13 protein-coding genes, 26 tRNA genes, 3 rRNA genes, 1 pseudogene, 1 riboswitch and 1 other annotated feature (1 of these 45 running past the window's edge) are annotated in these 25266 nt (G+C 39.0%); of the genes and pseudogenes, 37 read left to right on the top strand and 6 right to left on the bottom strand.

What is annotated here, in order from left to right:
* Positions 1 to 24: 24 nt before the first annotated feature.
* A complete protein-coding gene (locus BR44_RS04965; protein ID WP_342668066.1) occupies positions 25 to 1281 on the bottom strand; it encodes a MalY/PatB family protein in 1257 nt (418 codons plus the stop codon).
* A gap of 133 nt (positions 1282 to 1414) precedes the next feature.
* Between BR44_RS04965 and BR44_RS04960 the strand changes: the two genes are divergently transcribed.
* From BR44_RS04960 to BR44_RS04800, 33 genes are all read left to right on the top strand, one after another.
* A complete protein-coding gene (locus BR44_RS04960) occupies positions 1415 to 1792 on the top strand; it encodes a CvfD/Ygs/GSP13 family RNA-binding post-transcriptional regulator (protein ID WP_034550953.1) in 378 nt (125 codons plus the stop codon).
* A gap of 86 nt (positions 1793 to 1878) precedes the next feature.
* Positions 1879 to 2259 carry a hypothetical protein gene (locus BR44_RS04955; protein ID WP_034550950.1) on the top strand — a complete coding sequence of 127 codons (381 nt, stop codon included), beginning with the start codon at positions 1879 to 1881 and terminating at the stop codon, positions 2257 to 2259.
* Between the two features lie 143 nt (positions 2260 to 2402).
* Positions 2403 to 3749 (top strand): glucose-6-phosphate isomerase, encoded by a 1347-nt coding sequence (locus tag BR44_RS04950; protein WP_034550949.1) that lies wholly within the window; start codon positions 2403 to 2405, stop codon positions 3747 to 3749.
* Between the two features lie 160 nt (positions 3750 to 3909).
* Positions 3910 to 4440 (top strand): GNAT family N-acetyltransferase, encoded by a 531-nt coding sequence (locus BR44_RS04945; protein ID WP_034550948.1) that lies wholly within the window; start codon positions 3910 to 3912, stop codon positions 4438 to 4440.
* 483 nt (positions 4441 to 4923) lie between these two features.
* A 16S ribosomal RNA gene (locus BR44_RS04940) occupies positions 4924 to 6485 on the top strand.
* Between the two features lie 204 nt (positions 6486 to 6689).
* Positions 6690 to 9610, top strand: a 23S ribosomal RNA gene (locus BR44_RS04935).
* Between the two features lie 88 nt (positions 9611 to 9698).
* A 5S ribosomal RNA gene (gene rrf, locus BR44_RS04930) occupies positions 9699 to 9814 on the top strand.
* Together the 16S, 23S and 5S rRNA genes with 26 tRNA genes alongside form the textbook arrangement of a ribosomal RNA operon.
* 24 nt (positions 9815 to 9838) lie before the next feature.
* Positions 9839 to 9914, top strand: a tRNA-Val gene (locus BR44_RS04925).
* A gap of 1 nt (position 9915) precedes the next feature.
* A tRNA-Lys gene (locus BR44_RS04920) sits at positions 9916 to 9988 on the top strand.
* Positions 9989 to 10027: 39 nt separating this feature from the next.
* A tRNA-Leu gene (locus BR44_RS04915) sits at positions 10028 to 10112 on the top strand.
* Between the two features lie 9 nt (positions 10113 to 10121).
* A tRNA-Thr gene (locus BR44_RS04910) sits at positions 10122 to 10197 on the top strand.
* Between the two features lie 3 nt (positions 10198 to 10200).
* A tRNA-Gly gene (locus BR44_RS04905) sits at positions 10201 to 10272 on the top strand.
* A 48-nt stretch (positions 10273 to 10320) separates the two neighbouring features.
* Positions 10321 to 10409, top strand: a tRNA-Leu gene (locus BR44_RS04900).
* Positions 10410 to 10415: 6 nt separating this feature from the next.
* A tRNA-Arg gene (locus BR44_RS04895) sits at positions 10416 to 10489 on the top strand.
* A gap of 50 nt (positions 10490 to 10539) precedes the next feature.
* Positions 10540 to 10613: transfer RNA gene (locus BR44_RS04890), tRNA-Pro, on the top strand.
* A gap of 11 nt (positions 10614 to 10624) precedes the next feature.
* Positions 10625 to 10697, top strand: a tRNA-Ala gene (locus tag BR44_RS04885).
* Between the two features lie 23 nt (positions 10698 to 10720).
* Positions 10721 to 10794 (top strand) — tRNA-Met (locus tag BR44_RS04880).
* Positions 10795 to 10813: 19 nt separating this feature from the next.
* A tRNA-Ile gene (locus BR44_RS04875) sits at positions 10814 to 10887 on the top strand.
* A 60-nt stretch (positions 10888 to 10947) separates the two neighbouring features.
* Positions 10948 to 11037: transfer RNA gene (locus BR44_RS04870), tRNA-Ser, on the top strand.
* 21 nt (positions 11038 to 11058) lie between these two features.
* A tRNA-Met gene (locus tag BR44_RS04865) sits at positions 11059 to 11131 on the top strand.
* Between the two features lie 70 nt (positions 11132 to 11201).
* Positions 11202 to 11274: transfer RNA gene (locus BR44_RS04860), tRNA-Met, on the top strand.
* 39 nt (positions 11275 to 11313) lie between these two features.
* Positions 11314 to 11386 (top strand) — tRNA-Asp (locus BR44_RS04855).
* A 5-nt stretch (positions 11387 to 11391) separates the two neighbouring features.
* Positions 11392 to 11462, top strand: a tRNA-Gly gene (locus BR44_RS04850).
* A gap of 8 nt (positions 11463 to 11470) precedes the next feature.
* Positions 11471 to 11544, top strand: a tRNA-Ile gene (locus BR44_RS04845).
* Between the two features lie 22 nt (positions 11545 to 11566).
* Positions 11567 to 11654 (top strand) — tRNA-Ser (locus BR44_RS04840).
* Between the two features lie 11 nt (positions 11655 to 11665).
* Positions 11666 to 11737, top strand: a tRNA-Glu gene (locus BR44_RS04835).
* A 46-nt stretch (positions 11738 to 11783) separates the two neighbouring features.
* Positions 11784 to 11873 (top strand) — tRNA-Ser (locus BR44_RS04830).
* 21 nt (positions 11874 to 11894) lie between these two features.
* Positions 11895 to 11967: transfer RNA gene (locus BR44_RS04825), tRNA-Met, on the top strand.
* Positions 11968 to 12006: 39 nt separating this feature from the next.
* A tRNA-Asp gene (locus BR44_RS04820) sits at positions 12007 to 12079 on the top strand.
* 14 nt (positions 12080 to 12093) lie between these two features.
* Positions 12094 to 12166, top strand: a tRNA-Phe gene (locus tag BR44_RS04815).
* Positions 12167 to 12175: 9 nt separating this feature from the next.
* Positions 12176 to 12246, top strand: a tRNA-Gly gene (locus tag BR44_RS04810).
* A 13-nt stretch (positions 12247 to 12259) separates the two neighbouring features.
* Positions 12260 to 12333 (top strand) — tRNA-Ile (locus BR44_RS04805).
* Positions 12334 to 12347: 14 nt separating this feature from the next.
* Positions 12348 to 12419 (top strand) — tRNA-Glu (locus BR44_RS04800).
* Positions 12420 to 12552: 133 nt separating this feature from the next.
* On the opposite strand, the gene BR44_RS04795 is transcribed toward BR44_RS04800, so the two are convergent.
* On the bottom strand, positions 12553 to 13356 hold the full coding sequence (locus BR44_RS04795) for a hypothetical protein (RefSeq protein ID WP_034550947.1): 804 nt from the start codon (positions 13354 to 13356) through the stop codon (positions 12553 to 12555).
* Positions 13357 to 13481: 125 nt separating this feature from the next.
* A riboswitch (SMK box riboswitch) is annotated at positions 13482 to 13571 on the top strand.
* Between BR44_RS04795 and metK the strand changes: the two genes are divergently transcribed.
* On the top strand, positions 13569 to 14756 hold the full coding sequence (gene metK, locus BR44_RS04790; protein WP_034550946.1) for a methionine adenosyltransferase: 1188 nt from the start codon (positions 13569 to 13571) through the stop codon (positions 14754 to 14756). Its footprint overlaps the riboswitch before it by 3 nt.
* Before the next feature lie 119 nt (positions 14757 to 14875).
* Positions 14876 to 16351 (top strand): MDR family MFS transporter, encoded by a 1476-nt coding sequence (locus BR44_RS04785; RefSeq protein WP_034550945.1) that lies wholly within the window; start codon positions 14876 to 14878, stop codon positions 16349 to 16351.
* Between the two features lie 61 nt (positions 16352 to 16412).
* Here the strand turns inward: BR44_RS04785 and BR44_RS04780 are convergent.
* The 4 genes and pseudogenes from BR44_RS04780 to BR44_RS04765 all read right to left on the bottom strand — a co-directional run.
* Positions 16413 to 17288 (bottom strand): annotated as a pseudogene (locus tag BR44_RS04780) (IS3 family transposase); the annotation flags it as partial.
* On the bottom strand, positions 17243 to 17803 hold the full coding sequence (locus tag BR44_RS04775; RefSeq protein WP_034550943.1) for a helix-turn-helix domain-containing protein: 561 nt from the start codon (positions 17801 to 17803) through the stop codon (positions 17243 to 17245). The pseudogene BR44_RS04780 and the gene BR44_RS04775, both read right to left, overlap by 46 nt.
* Positions 17804 to 17880: 77 nt before the next feature.
* Positions 17881 to 18444 carry a tRNA 5-(aminomethyl)-2-thiouridylate-methyltransferase MnmM gene (gene mnmM, locus BR44_RS04770; RefSeq protein ID WP_034550941.1) on the bottom strand — a complete coding sequence of 188 codons (564 nt, stop codon included), beginning with the start codon at positions 18442 to 18444 and terminating at the stop codon, positions 17881 to 17883.
* Positions 18445 to 18495: 51 nt separating this feature from the next.
* Complete coding sequence (locus BR44_RS04765; RefSeq protein WP_169740191.1) at positions 18496 to 19029, bottom strand: phosphatase PAP2 family protein; 534 nt, start codon at positions 19027 to 19029, stop codon at positions 18496 to 18498.
* 436 nt (positions 19030 to 19465) lie between these two features.
* Here BR44_RS04765 and BR44_RS12040 point away from each other — a divergent pair, with 436 nt between their 5' ends.
* Both BR44_RS12040 and nagE read left to right on the top strand, forming a co-directional pair.
* A complete protein-coding gene (locus BR44_RS12040; RefSeq protein WP_034550939.1) occupies positions 19466 to 22951 on the top strand; it encodes a LysM peptidoglycan-binding domain-containing protein in 3486 nt (1161 codons plus the stop codon).
* A gap of 426 nt (positions 22952 to 23377) precedes the next feature.
* Positions 23378 to 24853 carry an N-acetylglucosamine-specific PTS transporter subunit IIBC gene (gene nagE, locus BR44_RS04755; RefSeq protein ID WP_034550938.1) on the top strand — a complete coding sequence of 492 codons (1476 nt, stop codon included), beginning with the start codon at positions 23378 to 23380 and terminating at the stop codon, positions 24851 to 24853.
* 302 nt (positions 24854 to 25155) lie between these two features.
* Positions 25156 to 25266 (top strand) — a binding site (T-box leader) (it continues 116 nt past the right edge of the window).

Below are 25266 nucleotides of genomic sequence, written 5' to 3'. Positions count from 1 at the left end.
TTTATCGGGTTATTTATATTCTTTCTATCGCTCAAAAGTAAGTTTAATTCGTTTTAAACCTTCTTGGAGAAGCACTTTTGGAGCTGCAAAATTTAGCCTCATATATTGTGAACCGCCAGGACCATAAGCAACACCAGAATTTAGGGCAATTTTACCTACATGGATAAAACGGTTCATTAATTCCTCATCCGTCAATCCTAGACTAGAGCAGTCAAACCAAAATAAATAGGTTCCTTGTGGTTTCATATAAGTTACTTGCGGCAACTCATGATCAAAAAAATTACTTATCATAGCTAAATTTTCGCTGAGAGTCTCCAATAAATGCTCTAACCATGGTCCACACTGGGTGAAAGCAGTTTCTGTTGCGACATAACCAAAAGTATTTAAACCACTATGCTCAATGCATTCTTGATAGTGATTAATTTGTTTGTAAAGTGTTGGGTTTTGGACATAAATCATTGACAATTTCACACCCGCGATGTTGAATGTTTTGGTTGCAGCAGATAGTGTAATGACAAAATTTTGATAACTCGGCTTCAAAGTAACTAATGAAGTAAATTGGTGCGGTGAAAAAATTAAATCGCCATGTATTTCATCACTGATCATTAAAACATCGTATTTTTTACAGAGATCAGCTAGCGTGATTAATTCTTGTTTGGACCAAACACGTCCTCCTGGATTTTGAGGGTTACATAAAATAAATAATTTCACCTGTTCTTCAAAAAGTTGTTTTTCTATCTCTTCAAAATCCATTTTAAACTGATTGTTCTCTATTAATAATGTAGAACGAATACAACGACGTTTGTTTAATTGAATCATAGTTGAAAAAGGGGTATAAACAGGATCATGAATCATAATAGCATCTTGCTCATTTGTAAGAGCTTGGATAATTAAAGCTATACTTGGTACAACTCCGGGCGAAAATAAGATTTCATCTTTTGTTAATGCCATTTGATGGCGTTCTTTTTGCCAGTGAATAATAGCGTTATAAAGAGAATCGGGAGGAGCAGTGTAGCCCAAAATACGAGAATCGAGAACCTGCTGTAAAGAATCAAGTATAGGTTGTGGATTTGCATAATCCATATCCGCTACCCACATTGGTAAAACTTCTTCAGAACCAAATAGTTGGCCTAAATTATTCCATTTAATCCCCAAACTGTCTTTACGGTCGATAACTTCGTCAAATGAATAGTCCATATAAGCACTTCCTTTATAGTATAGTAAAATAATGACATTCGTCTCTTTTTTAGTATACGTTAAGTGAGATAACGATTCTATCAATACTTGTATTTCGCTTAAAAAAAGAATGCTATTATGGAAGCGAATACTATTTTCATAAATTTTACTGTTATGATACAATCAAGAAGTAAAGAAGTAGAGGGGTTTATAAATGTATCAAAAATGAGGTGATAGGGTGGATTATAAAATTGGAATGATTGTTAAAGGTAGAATAACAGGTATTCAACCTTATGGTGCATTTGTTTCTTTAGATAAAGAAACACAAGGATTGATTCATATTTCAGAATGCACACATGGATACGTAAAAAATCTGAATGAAGTTTTAACCGTTGGAGATGTAATGGATGTCGTCATTCTAGATATTGATGAATACACGAAAAAAATTAGTTTATCGTTAAGAGTATTAGAAGAACGAACTCATTTTCAGTACCATTCTAAGAAAAGAAAATACCGTCAAGAAAAAACGGACCGAGATGGATTTGATACTATCCGTGAATTGATGCCACAGTGGATCAAAGAAGCCAAAACAGATGAAGCAAGACAAATAAACTAAGATAGATTTATTTGTCTTTTGTGCTGTACTAAAATGTCACTTATCTATTGACTGGATTTAAAAACTTAAGTGTGAGGTGCTTGGAAATGACAGAAAAACAACGGGTGGCTGGAACTATAATGACGCATAACCCAGAAGGTAAATACGTGTTTTTAGTAGAGAATGAAAATGAAAAACTTTCCTTCCCGGTAACTCAGATTCTTGACACACAAACAGGACTGGCTTGTATCTTAGAAGAATTAAAACAAAAGTTAGCTATCGATATCCATAATCTAAACTTATTTGAACTAACCAATGCAGTAGTTAATGGAAAAAACATCCCTTTATTTGTTTTTGAAGTGGCCAACAAAGAGATTCAAGTAGACGATATATTGAAAGAAGATTTACTTCAGCTCTCATTTGTGCAATCAGGTGCGTTAACGGAAGCTCTTGAAGGGTGGGAAATTTCGGGTGTTCCTCAATTTTAAATAAAAAAATAACTAACAGCATTTCATTCAGATAATGCTGTTTTTTTCTTGCTATTTCTCTTGAAAACTACTAAAGTTAAGAGAGTATGAGAATTGAGATTCTACTTTAATTCGCAAATACACAAAATGATGGAGGGATTTACATGGGACACATTAAATTTGACTATTCAAAAATCGACAAATTTGTACAACCACATGAAATTTCAAATATGCAACAGCAAGTAACTACTGCAGATGAGATGTTACGCAAGGGGACAGGAGCAGGAAGCGACTATCTAGGTTGGATTGACTTGCCTAAAAACTATGATAAGGAAGAATTTTCTCGTATCAAAGCTGCGGCAGAAAAAATTCAAACGGATTCAGAAGTTTTAGTCGTTATTGGCATTGGTGGATCATATCTAGGTGCTAAAGCAGCGGTAGACTTTTTAAACCATTCATTCTACAACGTACTTCCTAAAGAAGATAGAAAACAACCACAAGTTTTCTTTGCCGGTAATAGCATTAGTTCAACGTACTTAACTGATTTGATTGAAGTAATTGGAGATCGAGATTTCTCTGTAAACATTATTTCAAAATCTGGTACAACAACAGAACCAGCTATTGCTTTTCGTGTTTTTAAAGAAATGCTAGAAAAAAAATACGGTAAAGACGAAGCTAAGAAACGTATTTATGCAACAACAGATAAAGCAAAAGGCGCTTTAAAAGAAGAAGCCAATGCACAAGGATACGAATCATTTATTATCCCTGATGATATAGGTGGGCGTTTCTCAGTGTTAACAGCTGTAGGTTTATTGCCTATCGCAGCAAGTGGAGCCGATATAGATGCTTTGATGCAAGGTGCTGCTGATGCAGCTGATGCGTATAGTAGTGACAAGCTAGAAGAAAATGAAGCATACCAGTATGCAGCGATTCGAAATGCACTTTACCGTAAGGGTAAAACAACAGAAATATTGGTTAATTATGAACCGAACTTACAATATTTCTCAGAATGGTGGAAACAGTTATTTGGTGAATCAGAAGGAAAAGACCAAAAAGGTATTTTCCCAGCAAGTGCAAACTTCTCTACTGATTTACATTCAGTCGGACAAACCATTCAAGATGGACAAAGAAATATTTTTGAAACCATCATTAAAGTAAATAAAGCTAAACACACATTAGTCATCCCAACTACGACTGATGATTTAGATGGACTAGGTTATTTACAAGGAAAAGAAATAGACTTTGTTAATACAAAAGCTTTCCAAGGAACGTTATTGGCCCATACGGATGGAGATGTACCTAACTTACTTGTTACCATTCCTGAAACAGATGCCTACACATTAGGATATCTAATGTACTTCTTTGAAATAGCAGTAGGTATTTCAGGTTATCTTAACGGAGTAAATCCATTCGACCAACCTGGAGTAGAAGCATACAAAAAGAATATGTTTGCTTTGCTAGGTAAACCAGGATTTGAAGATTTAGCAAAAGAACTAAACGCACGTTTATAAAATAAATACTAGACAGAAAGAATCCTGATAAAGTACTATAGTGAATCAGGCATTGACTAAGTTAGTCATTGCTTGGTTCGATGGTACTAATTATCAGGGTTTTTTTACTAATCATAATTTTTTATTTAGGAGTATATAATAGATTGGAAGTAGGGAGAGTATGACTAAAAGAGTGATGATACATCAAGCTAAACCAAAGGATACACCTTATATCAAAGCCATGTTGCAACAGGCTGCGCAATGGCTTCAAACTAAAGGATCAAAGCAATGGAGTGGGATTTTGAAGGGTGAGGATAGACACAATACTTCAGAGGCTATCGAACGTGGAGAAGTTTTTCTTGGGACGGTAGGCAATCAGACGGCGGGGATGTTTGTTTTATGGAGTCGTCAAAGTGAATGGGATGAAATGTTTTGGGAAAAGGACCCAAGTGAAGCGTATCTGTATTTGCACCGCTTAACTGTTCAACGCAGTTTTTCAGGACAAGGCATATCAAAACAACTCCTAGTCGAAGCGAAAGCCTATGCGAAAAAGAAAGGTTTTGCAGCGATTCGATTAGACTGTGTTGCGGATAATGCTTATTTGAATAGATTATACCAAGATGCTGATTTTATTTGTATTGGAAAGAAAATAGATATTATGGCAGATGGTGTAAAAAAAGATTTTCATCTCTATCAATGTGATTTAGGTTAATCTATTTAAAAGTTTTTAAATAAAAAGGTAAAAAAGAAGTTTTCCTATTGACCAACATTAATAAACTTGTTATATTAATAGATGTTGTTGCGTTAATTGTGCAACAGAATAAATAGATAGAAATGCTAGAAAAAAAGATGAGTTATACGCTTGACAATGAATAACCATTCATGATAATATATTGAAGTCGTGTTGAATAAGTAAGTCGATATTGAATAAATATACATCAAACAAAAAAATATTTATTTAAAAGTTATTGACAAGTTAAATGACTTCTGGTATTATTTAGAAGTTGTCAAAACGACAACGACAAACAAATTAGACCTTTGAAAACTGAACAAAGTAAAACAATAAACTGTGTACGGCGGTTCGACCAAGGGTCGAACCAAAAGAAACAAAGTGAATAATTATTCGCTAGCAAGTCATTTTAATGAGCTTCAAGCATCGTTAAAAAGCGAAGCAATCCTAACGGGTTGGTTCAACTTTTATGAGAGTTTGATCCTGGCTCAGGACGAACGCTGGCGGCATGCCTAATACATGCAAGTCGAACGCTTCTTTCCTATTGAGTGCTTGCACTCGACTGGAAAGAGGAGTGGCGGACGGGTGAGTAACACGTGGGTAACCTGCCCATAAGTGGGGGATAACATTCGGAAACGGATGCTAATACCGCATAATTCTGATTGCCGCATGGCGAACGGATGAAAGGTGGCTTCGGCTACCGCTTATGGATGGACCCGCGGCGTATTAGCTAGTTGGTGAGGTAATGGCTCACCAAGGCAATGATACGTAGCCGACCTGAGAGGGTGATCGGCCACACTGGGACTGAGACACGGCCCAGACTCCTACGGGAGGCAGCAGTAGGGAATCTTCCGCAATGGACGAAAGTCTGACGGAGCAATGCCGCGTGAGTGAAGAAGGTTTTCGGATCGTAAAACTCTGTTGTTAGAGAAGAACAAGGATGAGAGTAACTGCTCATCCCCTGACGGTATCTAACCAGAAAGCCATGGCTAACTACGTGCCAGCAGCCGCGGTAATACGTAGATGGCAAGCGTTGTCCGGATTTATTGGGCGTAAAGCGAGCGCAGGCGGTTCTTTAAGTCTGATGTGAAAGACCCCAGCTCAACTGGGGAAGGTCATTGGAAACTGGAGAACTTGAGTGCAGAAGAGGAGAGTGGAATTCCATGTGTAGCGGTGAAATGCGTAGATATATGGAGGAACACCAGTGGCGAAGGCGACTCTCTGGTCTGTAACTGACGCTGAGGCTCGAAAGCGTGGGGAGCAAACAGGATTAGATACCCTGGTAGTCCACGCCGTAAACGATGAGTGCTAAGTGTTGGGGGGTTTCCGCCCCTCAGTGCTGCAGCTAACGCATTAAGCACTCCGCCTGGGGAGTACGGCCGCAAGGCTGAAACTCAAAGGAATTGACGGGGACCCGCACAAGCGGTGGAGCATGTGGTTTAATTCGAAGCAACGCGAAGAACCTTACCAGGTCTTGACATCCTTTGACCACTCTAGAGATAGAGCTTTCCCTTCGGGGACAAAGTGACAGGTGGTGCATGGTTGTCGTCAGCTCGTGTCGTGAGATGTTGGGTTAAGTCCCGCAACGAGCGCAACCCCTATTATTAGTTGCCAGCATTCAGTTGGGCACTCTAGTGAGACTGCCGGTGATAAACCGGAGGAAGGTGGGGATGACGTCAAATCATCATGCCCCTTATGACCTGGGCTACACACGTGCTACAATGGATGGTACAACGAGTCGCAAGATCGCGAGGTCAAGCTAATCTCTTAAAGCCATTCTCAGTTCGGATTGCAGGCTGCAACTCGCCTGCATGAAGCCGGAATCGCTAGTAATCGCGGATCAGAACGCCGCGGTGAATACGTTCCCGGGTCTTGTACACACCGCCCGTCACACCACGAGAGTTTGTAACACCCGAAGTCGGTGAGGTAACCCTTTTGGGAGCCAGCCGCCTAAGGTGGGATAGATAATTGGGGTGAAGTCGTAACAAGGTAGCCGTATCGGAAGGTGCGGCTGGATCACCTCCTTTCTAAGGATATAACGGAACCGTCACAGTTGTTTTACTTTGCTCAGTTTTGAGAGGTCTAATCTTCTCAAACAGTAAGTTAGTTGTTCTTTGAAAACTGGATAGTGTTTAACATGTAAGAAAAGCAAGAAACCAAGAAAACATCGCGTTTTATTTTTTAATGTATTTCTTCACCATGAGGTGAATGAAGTAGTTAACATGACCATAGGTTAAGTTAATAAGGGCGCACGGTGGATGCCTTGGCACTAGGAGCCGAAGAAGGACGGGACTAACGCCGATATGCTTTGGGGAGCTGTAAGTAAGCTTTGATCCAGAGATTTCCGAATGGGGAAACCCAGCACTCTTTATCGGGTGTTACTATTGACTGAATACATAGGTCAATAGAGGTAGACGCAGAGAACTGAAACATCTAAGTACCTGCAGGAAGAGAAAGAAAAATCGATTCCCTGAGTAGCGGCGAGCGAAACGGGAATAGCCCAAACCAGAAAGCTTGCTTTCTGGGGTTGTAGGACTGAACACATAGAGTCATAAATGAACGAAGTAGGAGAAGCGACCTGGAAAGGTCCGCCAAAGAGGGTAAAAGCCCCGTAACTGAAACTTCGTTCACTCTGATCAGTATCCTGAGTACGGCGGAACACGAGAAATTCCGTCGGAATCCGGGAGGACCATCTCCCAAGGCTAAATACTCCCTAGTGACCGATAGTGAACCAGTACCGTGAGGGAAAGGTGAAAAGAACCCCGAAAGGGGAGTGAAACAGCACCTGAAACCGTGTGCTTACAAGTAGTTAGAGCCCGTTAATGGGTGATAGCGTGCCTTTTGTAGAATGAACCGGCGAGTTACGATCCCATGCGAGGTTAAGTTGATGAGACGGAGCCGTAGCGAAAGCGAGTCTGAATAGGGCGAATGAGTATGTGGTCGTAGACCCGAAACCAAGTGATCTACCCATGTCCAGGTTGAAGGTGCGGTAATACGCACTGGAGGACCGAACCCACGTATGTTGAAAAATGCGGGGATGAGGTGTGGGTAGCGGAGAAATTCCAATCGAACTTGGAGATAGCTGGTTCTCTCCGAAATAGCTTTAGGGCTAGCCTCGGAATTAGAATCATGGAGGTAGAGCAACTGTTTGGACTAGGGGCCCTTCTCGGGTTACCGAATTCAGATAAACTCCGAATGCCATTGATTTATATCCGGGAGTCAGACTACGAGTGATAAGATCCGTAGTCGAGAGGGAAACAGCCCAGACCACCAGCTAAGGTCCCAAAGTTTATGTTAAGTGGAAAAGGATGTGGGGTTGCTTAGACAACTAGGATGTTGGCTCAGAAGCAGCCATCATTTAAAGAGTGCGTAATAGCTCACTAGTCGAGTGACCCTGCGCCGAAAATTTACCGGGGCTAAACATAACACCGAAGCTGTGGATAGAACTTAGGTTCTATGGTAGGAGAGCGTTCTAAGGGCGTCGAAGCTAGACCGTGAGGACTGGTGGAGCGCTTAGAAGTGAGAATGCCGGTATGAGTAGCGAAAGACGGGTGAGAATCCCGTCCACCGAATGACTAAGGTTTCCTGGGGAAGGCTCGTCCTCCCAGGGTTAGTCGGGACCTAAGTCGAGGCCGATAGGCGTAGACGATGGACAACAGGTTGAGATTCCTGTACCAGTTTGTTTTGTTTGAACAATGGAGGGACACAGTAGGCTAAGGAATACGCACTGTTGGATATGTGCGTCCAAGCAACAAGTCTTGAGGTGAGTCAAATGCTTGCCTCTATTAAGGACAAGTTGTGATGGGGAGGGAAATTAAGTACCGAAGTTCCTGATGTCACACTGTCAAGAAAAGCTTCTAGTTAGAAACAATCTGCCCGTACCGCAAACCGACACAGGTAGTCGAGGAGAGAATCCTAAGGTGTGCGAGCGAACTCTCGTTAAGGAACTCGGCAAAATGACCCCGTAACTTCGGGAGAAGGGGTGCTGACCATTTGGTCAGCCGCAGTGAATAGGCCCAAGCAACTGTTTATCAAAAACACAGGTCTCTGCTAAATCGAAAGATGACGTATAGGGGCTGACGCCTGCCCGGTGCTGGAAGGTTAAGAGGATGGGTTAGCTTTCGAGCGAAGCTCAGAATTGAAGCCCCAGTAAACGGCGGCCGTAACTATAACGGTCCTAAGGTAGCGAAATTCCTTGTCGGGTAAGTTCCGACCCGCACGAAAGGCGTAATGATTTGGGCACTGTCTCAACGAGAGACTCGGTGAAATTATAGTACCTGTGAAGATGCAGGTTACCCGCGACAGGACGGAAAGACCCCATGGAGCTTTACTGCAGTTTGATATTGAGTGTTTGTACAGCTTGTACAGGATAGGTAGGAGCCTATGAAGCCAGGACGCTAGTCTTGGTGGAGGCAATGGTGGGATACTACCCTTGCTGTATGACCACTCTAACCCACAGCCATAATCTGGCTGGGAGACAGTGTCTGACGGGCAGTTTGACTGGGGCGGTCGCCTCCTAAAGTGTAACGGAGGCGCCCAAAGGTTCCCTCAGAATGGTTGGAAATCATTCGTAGAGTGTAAAGGCAGAAGGGAGCTTGACTGCGAGACCTACAAGTCGAGCAGGGACGAAAGTCGGGCTTAGTGATCCGGTGGTTCCGTATGGAAGGGCCATCGCTCAACGGATAAAAGCTACCCTGGGGATAACAGGCTTATCTCCCCCAAGAGTCCACATCGACGGGGAGGTTTGGCACCTCGATGTCGGCTCATCGCATCCTGGGGCTGTAGTCGGTCCCAAGGGTTGGGCTGTTCGCCCATTAAAGCGGTACGCGAGCTGGGTTCAGAACGTCGTGAGACAGTTCGGTCCCTATCCGTCGCGGGCGCAGGAAATTTGAGAGGAGCTGTCCTTAGTACGAGAGGACCGGGATGGACACACCGCTGGTGTACCAGTTGTTCTGCCAAGAGCATCGCTGGGTAGCTATGTGTGGACGGGATAAACGCTGAAAGCATCTAAGCGTGAAGCCCCCCTCAAGATGAGATTTCCCATCACGTAAGTGAGTAAGACCCCTGAGAGATGATCAGGTAGATAGGTTGGAAGTGGAAGTACAGCGATGTATGGAGCGGACCAATACTAATCGGTCGAGGACTTAACCAATTTTTAAACGATGAAGAAACGGTTTTAAGCCCTTATAGTTAAACACTATCCAGTTTTGAGAGAACAACGTTCTCTTATATGTAAGATGTGTGGTGGCGATGGCAAGAAGGTCACACCTGTTCCCATGCCGAACACAGCAGTTAAGCTTCTTAGCGCCGATGGTAGTGAAGGGTTTCCCTTTGTGAGAGTAGGACGCTGCCGCGCATCGAACATTTATTTTTCTCATATGGAGGTTTAGCTCAGCTGGGAGAGCATCTGCCTTACAAGCAGAGGGTCGGCGGTTCGATCCCGTCAACCTCCACCATGAGTCATTAGCTCAGTTGGTAGAGCATCTGACTTTTAATCAGAGGGTCGCAGGTTCGAATCCTGCATGACTCATAACTATTCACTCAGATGACTAGTTATAACCACATTTTAGCGGGTGTGGCGGAATTGGCAGACGCACTAGATTTAGGATCTAGCGTCGAAAGACGTGGGGGTTCAAGTCCCTTCACCCGCACCATATTTTTAAGCCGGCTTAGCTCAGTTGGTAGAGCATCTGATTTGTAATCAGAGGGTCGAGGGTTCAACTCCTTTAGCCGGCACCATTAGCGGAAGTAGTTCAGTGGTAGAACGCCACCTTGCCAAGGTGGAGGTCGCGGGTTCGAACCCCGTCTTCCGCTTACTAGTTAAGCTAGTAAGTGATGCAACAATCATAACTTGTTCAAAATGCCGGGGTGGCGGAACAGGTAGACGCACAGGACTTAAAATCCTGCGGTGAGTGATCACCGTGCCGGTTCGATTCCGGCCCTCGGCACCATATATAGCACCCATAGCTCAATTGGATAGAGTACCTGACTACGAATCAGGCGGTTAGAGGTTCGACTCCTCTTGGGTGCATTCCATTTCACATAGTTAAAATGAAATGGAAATACCAGAATTTCAACATACGGGAAGTAGCTCAGCTTGGTAGAGCACTTGGTTTGGGACCAAGGGGTCGCAGGTTCGAATCCTGTCTTCCCGATTTAATATGTTGGGGCCTTAGCTCAGCTGGGAGAGCGCCTGCCTTGCACGCAGGAGGTCAGCGGTTCGATCCCGCTAGGCTCCACTTTTAAATTTTTAAAATATTTTGGCGGTGTAGCTCAGCTGGCTAGAGCGTCCGGTTCATACCCGGGAGGTCGGGGGTTCGATCCCCTTCGCCGCTATTACAATTAAAAAGATCTTGGACCTTTAGCTCAGTTGGTTAGAGCAGACGGCTCATAACCGTCCGGTCGCAGGTTCGAGTCCTGCAAGGTCCATTAATCATTTTATTGTGATTGATTACCTTCTCTATTGAAGAAAATTGTCGTTTATCAAATGGAGGATTACCCAAGTCTGGCTGAAGGGAACGGTCTTGAAAACCGTCAGGTGTGTAAAAGCACGCAAGAGTTCGAATCTCTTATCCTCCTTATTCACAAATTTAATATTATCGCGGGGTGGAGCAGTTGGCAGCTCGTCGGGCTCATAATCCGAAGGTCACAGGTTCAAGTCCTGTCCCCGCAATTATTTCTATCCTATGATAGTTAAATAGATAGAAAGTTTGATTCAGTAGAATAGTTTCATTTAATATTATCGCGGGGTGGAGCAGTTGGCAGCTCGTCGGGCTCATAACCCGAAGGTCACAGGTTCAAGTCCTGTCCCCGCAATGAATATCATAGAACTAATATGATATATCTATGCAAAAAGGTCTCGTGGTGTAGGGGTTAACATGTCTGCCTGTCACGCAGAAGATCGCGGGTTCGATTCCCGTCGAGACCGTTTTTGCGAGTGTAGTTTAGTGGTAAAACCACAGCCTTCCAAGCTGTTGATGCGAGTTCGATTCTCGTCACTCGCTTTTTTTATGGGCCTATAGCTCAGCTGGTTAGAGCGCACGCCTGATAAGCGTGAGGTCGATGGTTCGAGTCCATTTAGGCCCATTTAATGTTATTTTTTAATTTTGGGGAAGTACTCAAGAGGCTTAAGAGGCGCCCCTGCTAAGGGTGTAGGTCGCTAACGCGGTGCGAGGGTTCGAATCCCTCCTTCTCCGTTTTTTAAAATGGCCCGTTGGTCAAGTGGTTAAGACACCGCCCTTTCACGGCGGTATCACGGGTTCGAATCCCGTACGGGTCATTTGTTTCCCTTGATTTATTATGTTGGGAATGATTGCTTTTCAGATGGAGGATTACCCAAGTCTGGCTGAAGGGAACGGTCTTGAAAACCGTCAGGTGTGTAAAAGCACGCAAGAGTTCGAATCTCTTATCCTCCTTATTTACAATTTTAATATTATCGCGGGGTGGAGCAGTTGGCAGCTCGTCGGGCTCATAATCCGAAGGTCACAGGTTCAAGTCCTGTCCCCGCAATGAATATCATAGAATGAATATGATATATCTATACAAAAAGGTCTCGTGGTGTAGGGGTTAACATGTCTGCCTGTCACGCAGAAGATCGCGGGTTCGATTCCCGTCGAGACCGTTAATTGAATATATGGCCTGGTAGCTCAGTTGGTAGAGCACTTGATTGAAGCTCAAGGTGTCGGCAGTTCGATTCTGTCCCGGGTCACTTTTTTATGCGGGTGTAGTTTAGTGGTAAAACCACAGCCTTCCAAGCTGTTGATGCGAGTTCGATTCTCGTCACCCGCTTTTTTTTTATTATGGGCCTATAGCTCAGCTGGTTAGAGCGCACGCCTGATAAGCGTGAGGTCGATGGTTCGAGTCCATTTAGGCCCATTATCTGAATAAAAGGCCCGTTGGTCAAGTGGTTAAGACACCGCCCTTTCACGGCGGTATCACGGGTTCGAATCCCGTACGGGTCATAATAGGGACAACCAAATAAAGCAAATCCAAGCGTATACTTGGATTTGCTTTATTTTTTTTAACTATTTTTAATGGTTGTACAACCATTAAAAATAGACACTATGAAATTTCATTCAACAAATGAGTTCGGTATTAGATGAAAACTCTAGTGCTGATAACTAAAGCAAAGGAGAATAAAAAAATAATGGAGAAAACAGATAATTGCTTAAGTTTCATAGAGAAAGAGTTCTTATTAGCTGACATTCGATAAAGAGATACCAGACTCCATGCAGCAGGTAGGCTTAACAACAATAAGAGAGAGAAATAGCTAAAAGATAACCATAAAATTAAAAAACTACTTATATATAGACTAGTTAACAAACTGAGGAATAAAATACGGTTTTGTTTTATTTGTTCTATTTGTTTTGTTCGAATGGCGTATTCTGTGATTTCTACTATTAAGGCCAATAAAATTAATGGAATGCTCCATAAAAAAATAGTGTTTGGGATAAAGGATAAGTGGATGAAAAAACTAACGTACGTTAGAATACCCCCTTTAAAAATTGCTTTCATTGCAAATACAAACCATTTTAAATCAATTTTAATAAGATAAAATTGACTTTGAACGAGTACACTATATAACAATAGCAGTAAACCAATTAGAATGTGAAAAGATAAAGCGAAGGAACTAATGATAAGAAGGTTAATGGCTTCAGTAAATAGTAAAGCAGTTGTTAATTCTTTATTCGGTTGTTGTAACCATTTATGAATGATTTTTTCTAAAAATTGATTGATTAATATAAAAAGATAAAGTACAAAAAAGGACCAGAAAGCTATAGTTGAGAGTTGTGCTGTATAGATAGTCCCAATCAGAATATAAGTTAAGGGAGTAATAAAAATAAGGAAAAGTGGATGGAAAAAAATGCCTTTCAGTTTTGTTAATAAAGCTTGATTCATCGTAAAACTCCTTTCGCTTATTGTGTTGCTTCTATCTTACCAAAAAAAATACTTGAGCACAGTATAATGGTAGAGTATTTTAAAATATTATTTAGCTAACTATCGGGAAGTATGGTAAAATATGTAAGGTTTGCAAATGGATTCCCGAGAGGATCTGCTTTGTTAAAAGCGGATATGCCTTGTAACCGAAACTATTAAAGGGGGAACAAAGAATGGCAGAAAAAAGACTATTTACATCCGAATCTGTATCAGAAGGTCATCCGGATAAAATGGCTGATCAAATTAGCGATGCTATTTTAGATGATATTATTTCTAAAGATCCAGATGCACGAGTTGCGTGTGAAACAACTGTTACAACAGGCTTAGTTTTAGTTGTTGGAGAAATATCTACTTCTACTTATGTAGATATTCAAAAAGTAGTACGTAAGACGATTAGAGAAATAGGTTATACGAGAGCTAAATTTGGCTTTGACGCTGATACATGTGCGGTAATTGTCGCTATCGATGAGCAATCAGCTGATATTGCTCAAGCAGTTAATGATTCAGTTGAGTACAAAGAAATGAACAATGATGCTCTTGATCAAATAGGTGCAGGAGACCAAGGATTAATGTTTGGTTTTGCAATTGATGAAACACCTGAATTAATGCCATTGCCTATTTCATTAAGCCACCGTTTAGTTAAACGTTTGGCGGAATTGAGAAAGGATAAGACGCTTAATTATTTAAGACCAGATGCTAAATCTCAAGTCACTGTTGAATATGATGAAAATGGAAAACCATTGCGTGTTGATACAGTTGTTATCAGTACACAACATCATCCGGATACAACTGCTGAAACGCTAAATAAGGATATTACAGAATTAGTTATTCAAGCTGTCATACCGGCTGAGTTGCTGGATGAAAATACCAAATACTTTATCAATCCAACTGGACGATTTGTTATTGGAGGACCTCAAGGAGATTCTGGTTTAACCGGTCGTAAAATCATCGTAGACACATATGGTGGTTACTCTCGTCATGGCGGAGGAGCTTTTTCTGGGAAAGATCCAACAAAAGTTGACCGTTCTGCTAGCTACGCTGCCCGTTATATTGCTAAAAATATAGTAGCAGCTAAATTAGCCAATAAATGTGAAGTGCAATTGGCTTACGCAATTGGAGTAGCCCAACCGGTCTCTATTGCAATTGATACTTTTGGAACAGGTACAGTACCAGAAAGTCGATTAATTGCAGCTGTAAGAGCTAATTTTGATTTACGTCCTGCCGGTATTATTAAAATGTTGGATCTTCAAAGACCTATTTATAAGCAAACTGCAGCATATGGTCACTTTGGAAGAACAGATATCGATTTACCTTGGGAAAAATTGGATAAGATAGAAGATTTAAAAAAATTCTTAGTTTGATAGTAAAAGAGCGTATGCGATACCTTGAACGATTGAGGTATCGCATACGCTCTGTATCTATTTTAAGATACAAATAAAAATGAAAAGCACTATAAAGTTTTAATGAATGGGAGAAAGCCATGGAAAGAAATAAGAAACAAACAAATGTAAAAATTGTAACAGTAGCCATTTTTGTAGCAACGTTCATGACTGCTGTCGAGGGAACAATCGTATCCACTGCGATGCCTACAATTATAGGGAGTCTTGAAGGAATCGCCATTATGAATTGGGTGTTTTCTATTTATTTATTAACAAATGCTATTATGACACCAATATATGGTAAATTATCAGATATGATTGGTAGAAAGCCGATATTAATTATCGGATTAATTATTTTTGTCATCGGTTCGTCTTTATGTGGTCTTTCACAATCAATGACTCAACTTATTTTCTTTAGAGCGATTCAGGGAATAGGTGCCGGAGCTATTATGCCGGTAACGTCTACGATTATTGCAGATATATATCCTTTAGAAAAAAGAGCGAAAATCATGGGATTCAATGGTGCTGCCTGGGGCGTAGCTGGTATTATTGGTCCTTTATTAGGTGGATTTATAGTTGATTATTTGAGTTGGCATTGGATTTTTTATATCAATGTTCCTATCGGTATAGCCACTATTATTTTAGTTTCAATGTTTCTTCATGAAGACTTTTCGTATGAACGGAAAGCAATTGACTATTTAGGAAGTCTAACTCTAACTGGAACCCTATTGTTTTCACTTTATGGAATTCAAGTTATTGGAGATAAAGGAACCATCGAATGGTCTCTGTTAAGCTGGTTTGTTCTTGCTATTATGTGCTTTATTGCCTTTATTTTTGCAGAAAAACGAGCAGCTGATCCAATCTTACCGTTAAGTTTATTCAATAATCGAACCTTTGTCATTCAAAACTTAGTGGCAGCTCTAGTTAGTGGCTTTTTAATAGGCATAGATGTTTATATACCAATGTGGATGCAAGGTTTAAAAGGATTAAAAGCAGCACTGGGAGGATTTGCTATTACACCAATGTCTTTTACTTGGGTATTAGGTTCGTTCATTGCAGGACAATTAATGCTTAAGCAGCCGGTAAAAAATATTCTAACAAGTAGTTTGGTTATTATTAGTATTAGTGCTTTGATTATAACCCAGCTCCCTCTTGCAACGCCATTTTATATTTTTCTATTAGTAACTGCTTTAATCGGTTTAGGTATGGGTTTAGCAATCACAACAACAACCGTAACAGTACAAAATATTGTACCAAAAAATCAAATTGGTGTGGCTACCTCAGTTAACACCTTGTTCCGAATTTTAGGACAAACGATTATGATTTCAATCTATGGTATTATCTTAAATAAGCGGATGGCAGAACAGTTAATTATTCAGCAATCAAAAGGTGTGGAAAGTAAGATGATGAACGAGTTGATTAATCCATTAACGGCCGTCAATTTAGATGCTAATTTATTACCCGTTCTGAGAAATATCTTATACGTGGGTGTTCACAATGTTTTCTTCTATGGTTTTATTACTGTTCTTATTGCTTTAATCATCAATCAATTTGATAAAAAAATAACCATATATTAAGTAAAAAAGCTCGTAAGTCTAGGTTTCAAAGGTGCTGACCCCTAAAAGTTAGAGTTTAATATTATGCAGCCAACTGGCTGGTTTGAGTTCGGTATTCTACTGGACTTAAGCCAGCCAGTTTTTGTTTTGTGCGAATAGTATTATACCAATCGATATACTCTTCTATCTGTTTCTTAAGTTGATCGTAGGTAACTAGAGGCTCGCCGTGATACATTTCTTGTTTCATAATCCCAAAGAAATTCTCCATTGAGGCATTATCAGAACAGGTGGCTTTGCGAGACATACTCTGAAAGAGCTTATTCTTTTTTAAATGGTGTCTCCATTTATTATGCTGATAATGCCAGCCTTGATCAGAGTGAATCGTAGTGCGAACTGTCCCGTTCTCTTTTACAATTTGAATGGCTTCTACTAGAGGACGTAATACTAAATCTAATGTTGGTCGTTTACTAATACCAAACGAGATGATTTCTCCATTATATAAATCATAAATTGGGTTAAGATAAAGTTTCTGATCATCAAGACATTTGAACTCAGTTATATCTGTCACTAATTTTTGCAATGCAAGCGGAGTAGAAAACCGTCGGTTTAGTAGATTTTTTGCAGTTTTTCCAACGGTTCCTTTGTAAGAGTTATACTTTCGAGTCTTACGAGTAAATTTAATACACTTCAGATCTAACTCTTTCATCAGCCGATAAATTTTTTTATGATTGATCACTAGTCCAGTTTTATTTAATTCATTCGTGATCCGTTTGTATCCATAGCGTTCTTTGAAGCGATAAAATAGCTCTGAAATCTTATTTTTTAGAGCTATATCTTGTTCGTCTGTGTTCAATCGCTTTAAATGATAATGATACGTCGCTTCGGGAATATCTACAACTACAAGGACATCCTTTAATTTGTATCCTTCTTCTTTGAGCTCGAATGCCAACGCCGCTTGTGCTTTTCGAGGTAGGCATCCGGATTCTCCTCGTAAGCTTTTAACTTTTTTAAGTAAGCATTCTCTAAGCGTAGAAGCTCATTCTCATGCTTAAGTTCTTGCTCTTTAGACATAGTTTCTTCACTTTCTATTTTTTTCTTTGGATGTTTAGACATAGGAGGTCGCCCCTTTGGTTGAAATTTCAGGCCTTCTATACCTTTTTTATTAAATGCACGATTCCAGTTCGCAATGATAGAGAATTCTCTGATTCCGAAGGAATTAGCCGTTTCTTGATAAGAAGCACCTGTTCGTTTCATAAATTGTAATACATCTAGTTTGAAATGAACAGAATAGACTTCTTTTGTTTTTTTTCGGATTAGCCCTTCTTTTCCATAATGAGTATAAAGATTGACCCATTGTTTTATAGGTGATGAACTTGGCATACCATATTTTTTTGCCAATAGATCATATGTCAACGTTCCATTTTGATACTCCTTTACAATTTTTAATTTTAAATCAGCATGATATTTAGCCATACAAAAAGACCCCCAAAAATTAGATTATTTACTCTAACTTTTGGGGGTCGGTACCAAATCTAGACTCACGAGCTTTTTTATCTCTTTTCAATAGCAATTAAAAAGGGTGGTGAATTTTTTTGGTTGATGAATCCATAATATAAAACAGTAAATAAATCTTGTGAGAGTTGCTTAGTAAATTCTAAAATAGCTGATTTTTCTAAGTCTCCTTCTGGATGACCAGAATAAACTGTCAATACTATTAAGCCGCCTTTTCTTAAACGCGGTAAAATAATTTCTATGGCCTGGATAGTTGTTTCACCTTTAGTGATAATTTGTTTATCCCCTGTAGGCAAATAACCTAAGTTAAAAACGGCTGCTGCAATTTCTATATTCGCTGGTACAAATAAGTTCAACTTTTCATGACCTTCGTTGTAAAGAGAAACTTGCTGTAAAAGACCGGTGAATAATAATTTTTCTTTGGTCGTTTTAATCGCTTGAGCTTGAACATCAAAACCGAATAGATGACCTGTTTTCCCGACTAGTTTGGCTAATAAGACAGTATCTCCACCGTTTCCAACCGTTGCATCGATAACCTTATCACCATTTATAATGGTACTTTTTAAGAGGGTATGGCTGTAGCGAAGTGCATTTTCAATCATAGTTTAAATCTCCTTATTACTTGTTGAAGTTGACATGAATAAGACAAAAAATTAGTTTTGTTTTATTAACTTTGGGAATAGGGCAATCAATAGTGTTAACCATGAAGTACCTAATAAATAACCTCCGATAACATCTGATGGAAAATGAACCCCAAGATAAATTCTGCTTAAACCAATTAATAAGATTAGAAGAATAGCGATGACCAAGACACCGATAGACAGCGTGCTTTTTTTGTAAAGGTAAAAGATTAAAAACGCTATCCCGCCATAAGAAATTAATGAGCCCATTGAGTGTCCACTTGGAAAACTAAATCCTCCTTGTATAACTAAATGTTCAATTGTAGGTCGCTCTCTTTGAAAAAGTACTTTTACAAGTATATTTAATGCACCAGCTCCTAAAATCGATTGTGAAATATACCAAATGGCTAGGCGTTTATTTTTTGATTGCCAAATAAGGAAAGAGCTAAATAATACGACAGCAGTAGACATGACTGGGACCCCACCTAAACGAGTAATAAAAATAAAAAAGCTTGTTTTATTTTGTGTGGCACTTGCCACGATTGGATTAGCAATGAGTTGATCCACCCAATTTATCCAATCAGCGTTTGACTGAACCCCAAGGGCTATAATACAGAAGAGTACAAAACATAAAAAGCTAATAAGTAAAGCAGGTTGATAATAAGTAGGTTTTTGAGGCATCATTTCACACTTTCTAAAGTTGTTTTTTTACTAGTTTGAAAATAGAATTCACGAATAGTAGTTTATTTTACCATAAAATTTTAGCCTGAACAATTTGAAGTGATAATGAATAGGTTAAAAATAAGATTTTTGGATTAAATTAGAAAACAGTCTGTTATTATTACGGTTATGTAACATATATTAAAATAGCTGTCACAAATAAAATTCATCTATCTAATAAGCATATAGAACGTTATAATAACATGAGTAGTAAAGATTATAAAATTTAGCTAATGTCGCACTCATTTTGTTATAGAAGGTAACTAAATTAGGAGGTATAGTATTGGAGAAAACTAGAAAAGAAAGAATAGAATCTATTACTAATAAAAAAATGATTGAACAACTCAATTTACCACAGACAGTGTACAAAAGAAGCACAGCTGTTTTAAGCACGACTTTACTTATTGGTCTATTAGCATTTCCTTCTTTTTCAGTATCGGCTACGGCTAATGATTTAGCAAATTCTAGTAATAATGAACTGGAGGATGCGAAAGAAGTTACAGAGACAACAGATAAAACGACAGAAGAAGCTGAGGCAGGAAAAAAAAGCACAGAGGTCCTTTCAGAAGATGCGATAATTGAAAAAGAACAAAGGATAAATGAATTAAAGCTTTTATTAAGTGAAGCACAAATTAAAAAATTAAACTTTGAGGAATTAACGATTGATGAAATTGAAGAATTATGGACTGAAGCTGTAGCAGTTTCAAATAATGAAAGTGTTTTATCTGAAGATTCATCAAAAATGGAGAATCCGAACTCAACTGCAGAAGTTGGAATTGAAGAATCTACACTTACATATGAATCAACTGCAGAAGATAAAGTGAGTGAAAATAAAGAGGAATCACTGATTGTCATTGCTGAAGGTAATGTAGCTGAAAAAGTTATAGCCGAGAAAGTCGCAACTGAGAAAGCCACAGTCGAAAAAGTCGCAGTCGAGAAAGCTGCAGCCGAAAAAGCCGCAGCCGAGAAAGTCGCAACTGAGAAAGCCGTAGCCGAGAAAGCTGCAGCCGAAAAAGCCACAGCCGAAAAAGTCGCAGCCGAAAAAGCTGCAGCCGAAAAAGCCACAGCCGAAAAAGTCGCAGTCGAGAAAGCTGCAGCCGAAAAAGCCACAGCCGAAAAAGTTGCAGCTGAGAAAGCCGCAGCCGAAAAAGCCGCAGCTGACAAAGCAAACTTAGCCAAAATATACATTGTTAAATCAGGAGATACTTTAAACAGAATTGCAAAAGCGCATAAGATATCTGTGACAGAGTTAAAGGAATGGAATAAACTTTCTTCAAATTTAATTCATCCAGGAGATACATTAGCTGTAAATAAATCTGGTGCTAAAGTTGCAAATAAATCTAATGAAGTAATAAATTCTAATAAGGGCATTGAGAAGATGTCTAATACAGAATTTATAAACTTTATTGGAGCATACGCAGCTGAAGTGGCGCCTAAAAACAATCTTTACGCTTCTGTAATGGTCGCTCAAGCAGCCTTAGAAAGTGGTTTCGGTGGCAGCAAGCTATCATCTTCACCAAACTATAATTTATTTGGTATTAAAGGAAGCTACCAAGGCCAAACGGTCACTATGTATACATCGGAATACAGTGACAAAGGTGGTTGGATTTATATTCCACAAAACTTTAAAAAGTATCCATCTCATGCTGAATCGTTACAAGACAATGCAAATTTGCTGAAAAATGGAACAAATTGGGATAGAGGTTTTTATTCTGGTGCATGGGTAAATAATGCGAAAACTTATTCTGAAGCTACATCATGGTTACAAGGGCGATATGCAACTGATCCAAGTTATGCTTCTAAATTAAATAGACTAATTAATGACTATAATCTAACTAAATTTGATAAAGGATACACGGTTGGCGATACATCAACTAAACCCACACCGAGTCCGACACCAGAAATCAACAAACCAGACTCTACCGAAACAGATTCAACACCAACAGTATCATCAAGTTACCAAGTTAAGAGCGGTGATTCATTATGGAGTATTGCAACAAGTAAAAATGTATCTGTGGTTAATATAAAGACATGGAATAACCTGAAAGCTGACGTTATCTATGTGGGTCAAAAATTAGTGATCAAAGAAACCGTCACGACACCAACTCCAATACTAGAAAGCAACAAACCAGACTCTACCGAAGCAGACTCAACACCAACAGTATCATCAAGTTACCAAGTTAAGAACGGTGATACATTGTGGGGTATTGCAACAAGTAAAAATGTGTCTGTGGTTAATATAAAGACATGGAATAACCTGAAAGCTGACGTTATCTATGTGGGTCAAAAATTAGTAATTAAAGAAACCGTCACGACACCAGCACCAACGCTAGAAAGTAACAAACCAGACTCTACCGAAACAGATTCAACACCAACAGTATCATCAAGTTACCAAGTTAAGAACGGTGATACATTGTGGGGTATTGCAACAAGTAAAAATGTGTCTGTGGTTAATATAAAGACATGGAATAACCTGAAAGCTGACGTTATCTATGTGGGTCAAAAATTAGTAATTAAAGAAACCGTCACGACACCAGCACCAACGCTAGAAAGTAACAAACCAGACTCTACCGAAACAGACTCAACACCAACAGTATCAGCAAGTTACCAAATCAAGAGCGGTGATTCATTATGGAGTATTGCAACAAGTAAAAATGTGTCTGTGGCTAATATAAAGACATGGAATAGCCTAAAATCTGACGTTATCTATGTGGGTCAAAAATTAGTAATTAAAGAAACCGTCACGACACCAGCACCAACGCTAGAAAGTAACAAACCAGACTCTACCGAAACAGACTCAACATCAACAGTATCAGCAAGTTACCAAATTAAGAGCGGTGATTCATTATGGAGTATTGCAACAAGTAAAAATGTATCTGTGGCTAATATAAAAACATGGAATAGCCTAAAATCTGACGTTATCTATGTGGGTCAAAAATTAGTAATTAAAGAAACCGTCACGACACCAGCACCAACGCTAGAAAGTAACAAACCAGACTCTACCGAAACAGACTCAACATCAACAGTATCAGCAAGTTACCAAATCAAGAGCGGTGATTCATTATGGAGTATTGCAACAAGTAAAAATGTATCTGTGGCTAATATAAAAACATGGAATAGCCTAAAATCTGACGTTATCTATGTGGGTCAAAAATTAGTAATTAAAGAAACCGTCACGACACCAGCACCAACGTTAGAAAGTAACAAATCTGACTCTACTGAAACAGATTCAACACCAACAGTATCATCAAGTTACCAAATCAAGAGCGGTGATTCATTATGGAGTATTGCAACAAGTAAAAATGTATCTGTGGCTAATATAAAGACATGGAACAACCTAAAATCTGACATTATCTATGTGGGTCAGAAATTGAGTATTAAAGAATCAACTCCAACTGTACAAGAAAATACACCTACAGGATCTAATGAGTCAACAAAGCCAACGGTAACAACTAATTACCAAGTGAAAAGTGGTGACACATTGTGGGGAATCGCAAATGCACAAAAACTGACAATCGCAAATTTAAAATCACTAAATAACCTGAAATCAGATGCGATAACAGTTGGACAGAATTTAATCGTTCAATCTATTTCAGCAAGTGAGCCTGTAAAAGAAAAAGAAAATTTAACGAAAAGCTATAAAGTTTTACCTGGAGATTCATTGTGGGCTATCGCAAATAAACTAAATACTTCAGTAGCAAAACTAAAAGAGTGGAATTATTTAAAGACAGATATTATTTTCGTTGGCCAAGCTATTTTAGTTAAATAGACATATAGCCATTGAATAGTAAGAAGAGGGTTAAACATAGAGAAATCTATTGTTTAACCCTTTTTTTTCAATTTGGTGTAGCCTATAAAAATAAATTGGTATACCTATGTTTATAAATGGTTTTCCACTAAAATAGACTAAGAATGAAATGAATACCAATCCTTTAGTAACAATTTTTCTAAACATAAAAAAATTTTATTTGAAATATGTTAAGATATTGAAAGCTACTGGTTATCTATTCAGTTAACTTTAATTTATCTAAATAAACTGGACAGCTATCAAGTAAATTTTTTTGGAAAAGGAAGATGCAAATGAAATAATGCTATGAAAAGTAAAACGACATTGTTTATTTCTTTTATATTTATTTCTTTTATCTTGTCATTATTTATTGTATTAAGGACTTATTATACTTAGGAGGAAAAGAAAATGAAATCATATTTTCAAAGAATAGGCCGTTCGTTAATGCTTCCAGTTGCGGTTTTACCTGTGGCTGCTATCTTAATGGGGATCGGTTATTGGATTGACCCATCAGGCTGGGGTGGAGACAACATATATGCAGCTTTTTTAATTAAAGCTGGGGCTGCTGTTATCGATAATTTGCCTGTATTGTTCGCTGTTGGTTTATCATTAGGTATGTCAAAAGACAAAGATGGCGCAGCTGCTCTAAGTGGTTTAGTAGCTTTCTTGGTTATCACTACTTTATTAGGTACAGATTCTGTTGCGATGTTACAAGGGATTGACGTTGAAGCAGTAAGTCCAGCTTTTGGCAAAATCAATAATGCTTTCATCGGTATTATCTCAGGATTAGTTGCTGCTGCAATGTATAATCGCTTTCATACGGTTAAACTTCCGACGGCACTAGCCTTCTTTAGTGGAAAACGTTTAGCACCTATTATGACTTCAGTAGCTATGATGGTTGTTTCCATGATTCTACTATTTGTTTGGCCAGTAGTCTTCTCAGGATTAGTAACTTTTGGTACATCCATCAGTAAATTAGGCGCTGTTGGTGCTGGTTTATATGGATTCTTTAACCGTTTATTGATTCCTACCGGATTGCATCACGCATTAAACTCAGTTTTCTGGTTCGACGTTGCTGGTATCAATGATATCGGAAACTTCTGGGGTAACACTGGAGTAAAAGGAACAACTGGTATGTATCAAGCTGGTTTCTTCCCAATCATGATGTTTGGTTTACCAGGTGGAGCACTTGCAATGTATCACACTGCTAAAGACAATAAGAAAAAAGTTGTTGCATCATTGATGATTGCAGCTAGTTTCGCAGCCTTCTTTACGGGTGTTACTGAGCCACTAGAATTCTCATTTATGTTTGTTGCACCAGTTTTATACTTGGTTCACGCAGTATTAACAGGGATTTCATTATTTATCGCAGCGACGTTCCAATGGACAGCTGGATTTGGTTTTAGCGCTGGTTTAGTCGACTTTATCTTAAGTTCTAGTTTACCTTTAGCTAACCAACCATATATGTTGATTGTTCAAGGTTTAGTATTTTTTGCTATCTACTACTTCGTATTCCGTTTTATTATTGTTAAGTTCAACTTAGCAACACCAGGTCGTGGAGACGATGAAGATGAAGAAATGGTAGAAGAAGAAGTTACGGCTGTTACTTCTAAAGTTTCAGGTTCATCTGCAAAAGATATTGAATTTAAACGTCAAGCTAAAATCATTTATGATGGTTTAGGCGGAGACACTAACGTTACAGCTATCGATAACTGTACAACACGTCTAAGACTAGAAGTCAAAGATATGTCTAAAGTTGACGAGAAGAAAATTAAATCTGCAGGAATTGTAGGAATCAATAAAGTTTCTGACTATAACATTCAAGTTATTGTTGGAACTGAAGTACAATTCGTTGCTGATGAAATGATTAAATTAAAAAAATAAGTAACTAAGAGGCTGGGACAAAAAGTCCCAGCCTCTTTCGCATATCCGGACTTTTATTCTAAAATGTGCTCCAAAAAACAAACCTGACGTCCACATCACGAAAAAGTAATTCGGGTCTAAATGCTTTATGTCTCACTCCTTTTTTTGTGATTGATTATACTCGGAAAACGAGTGCATTTATTGCTTTATCAAAAATCATTTAATACTCTCTAATTAAACAGGATATAATAGTAGGTTAGCCGTAATAGGACTATTTTTATCCTTGCTCACTAAGACTTTATTTGATAGAATAAGATAAATAGTTAAAAACAAAGAAAAGGATTATTAGAAACGCTTCTTTCAAAGAGAGTGCATGGGTGGTGTAAATGCATAAAGAAAACTTTTGAACTCGCCTTGGATGTTGCTTTGCTGAA

It is taken from the genome of Carnobacterium funditum DSM 5970 (assembly GCF_000744185.1).
GTDB classification, from domain to species: domain Bacteria; phylum Bacillota; class Bacilli; order Lactobacillales; family Carnobacteriaceae; genus Carnobacterium_A; species Carnobacterium_A funditum.
Note: the sequence above shows the minus strand (reverse complement) of the source record. Positions and strands in the feature narration are given on the sequence as shown.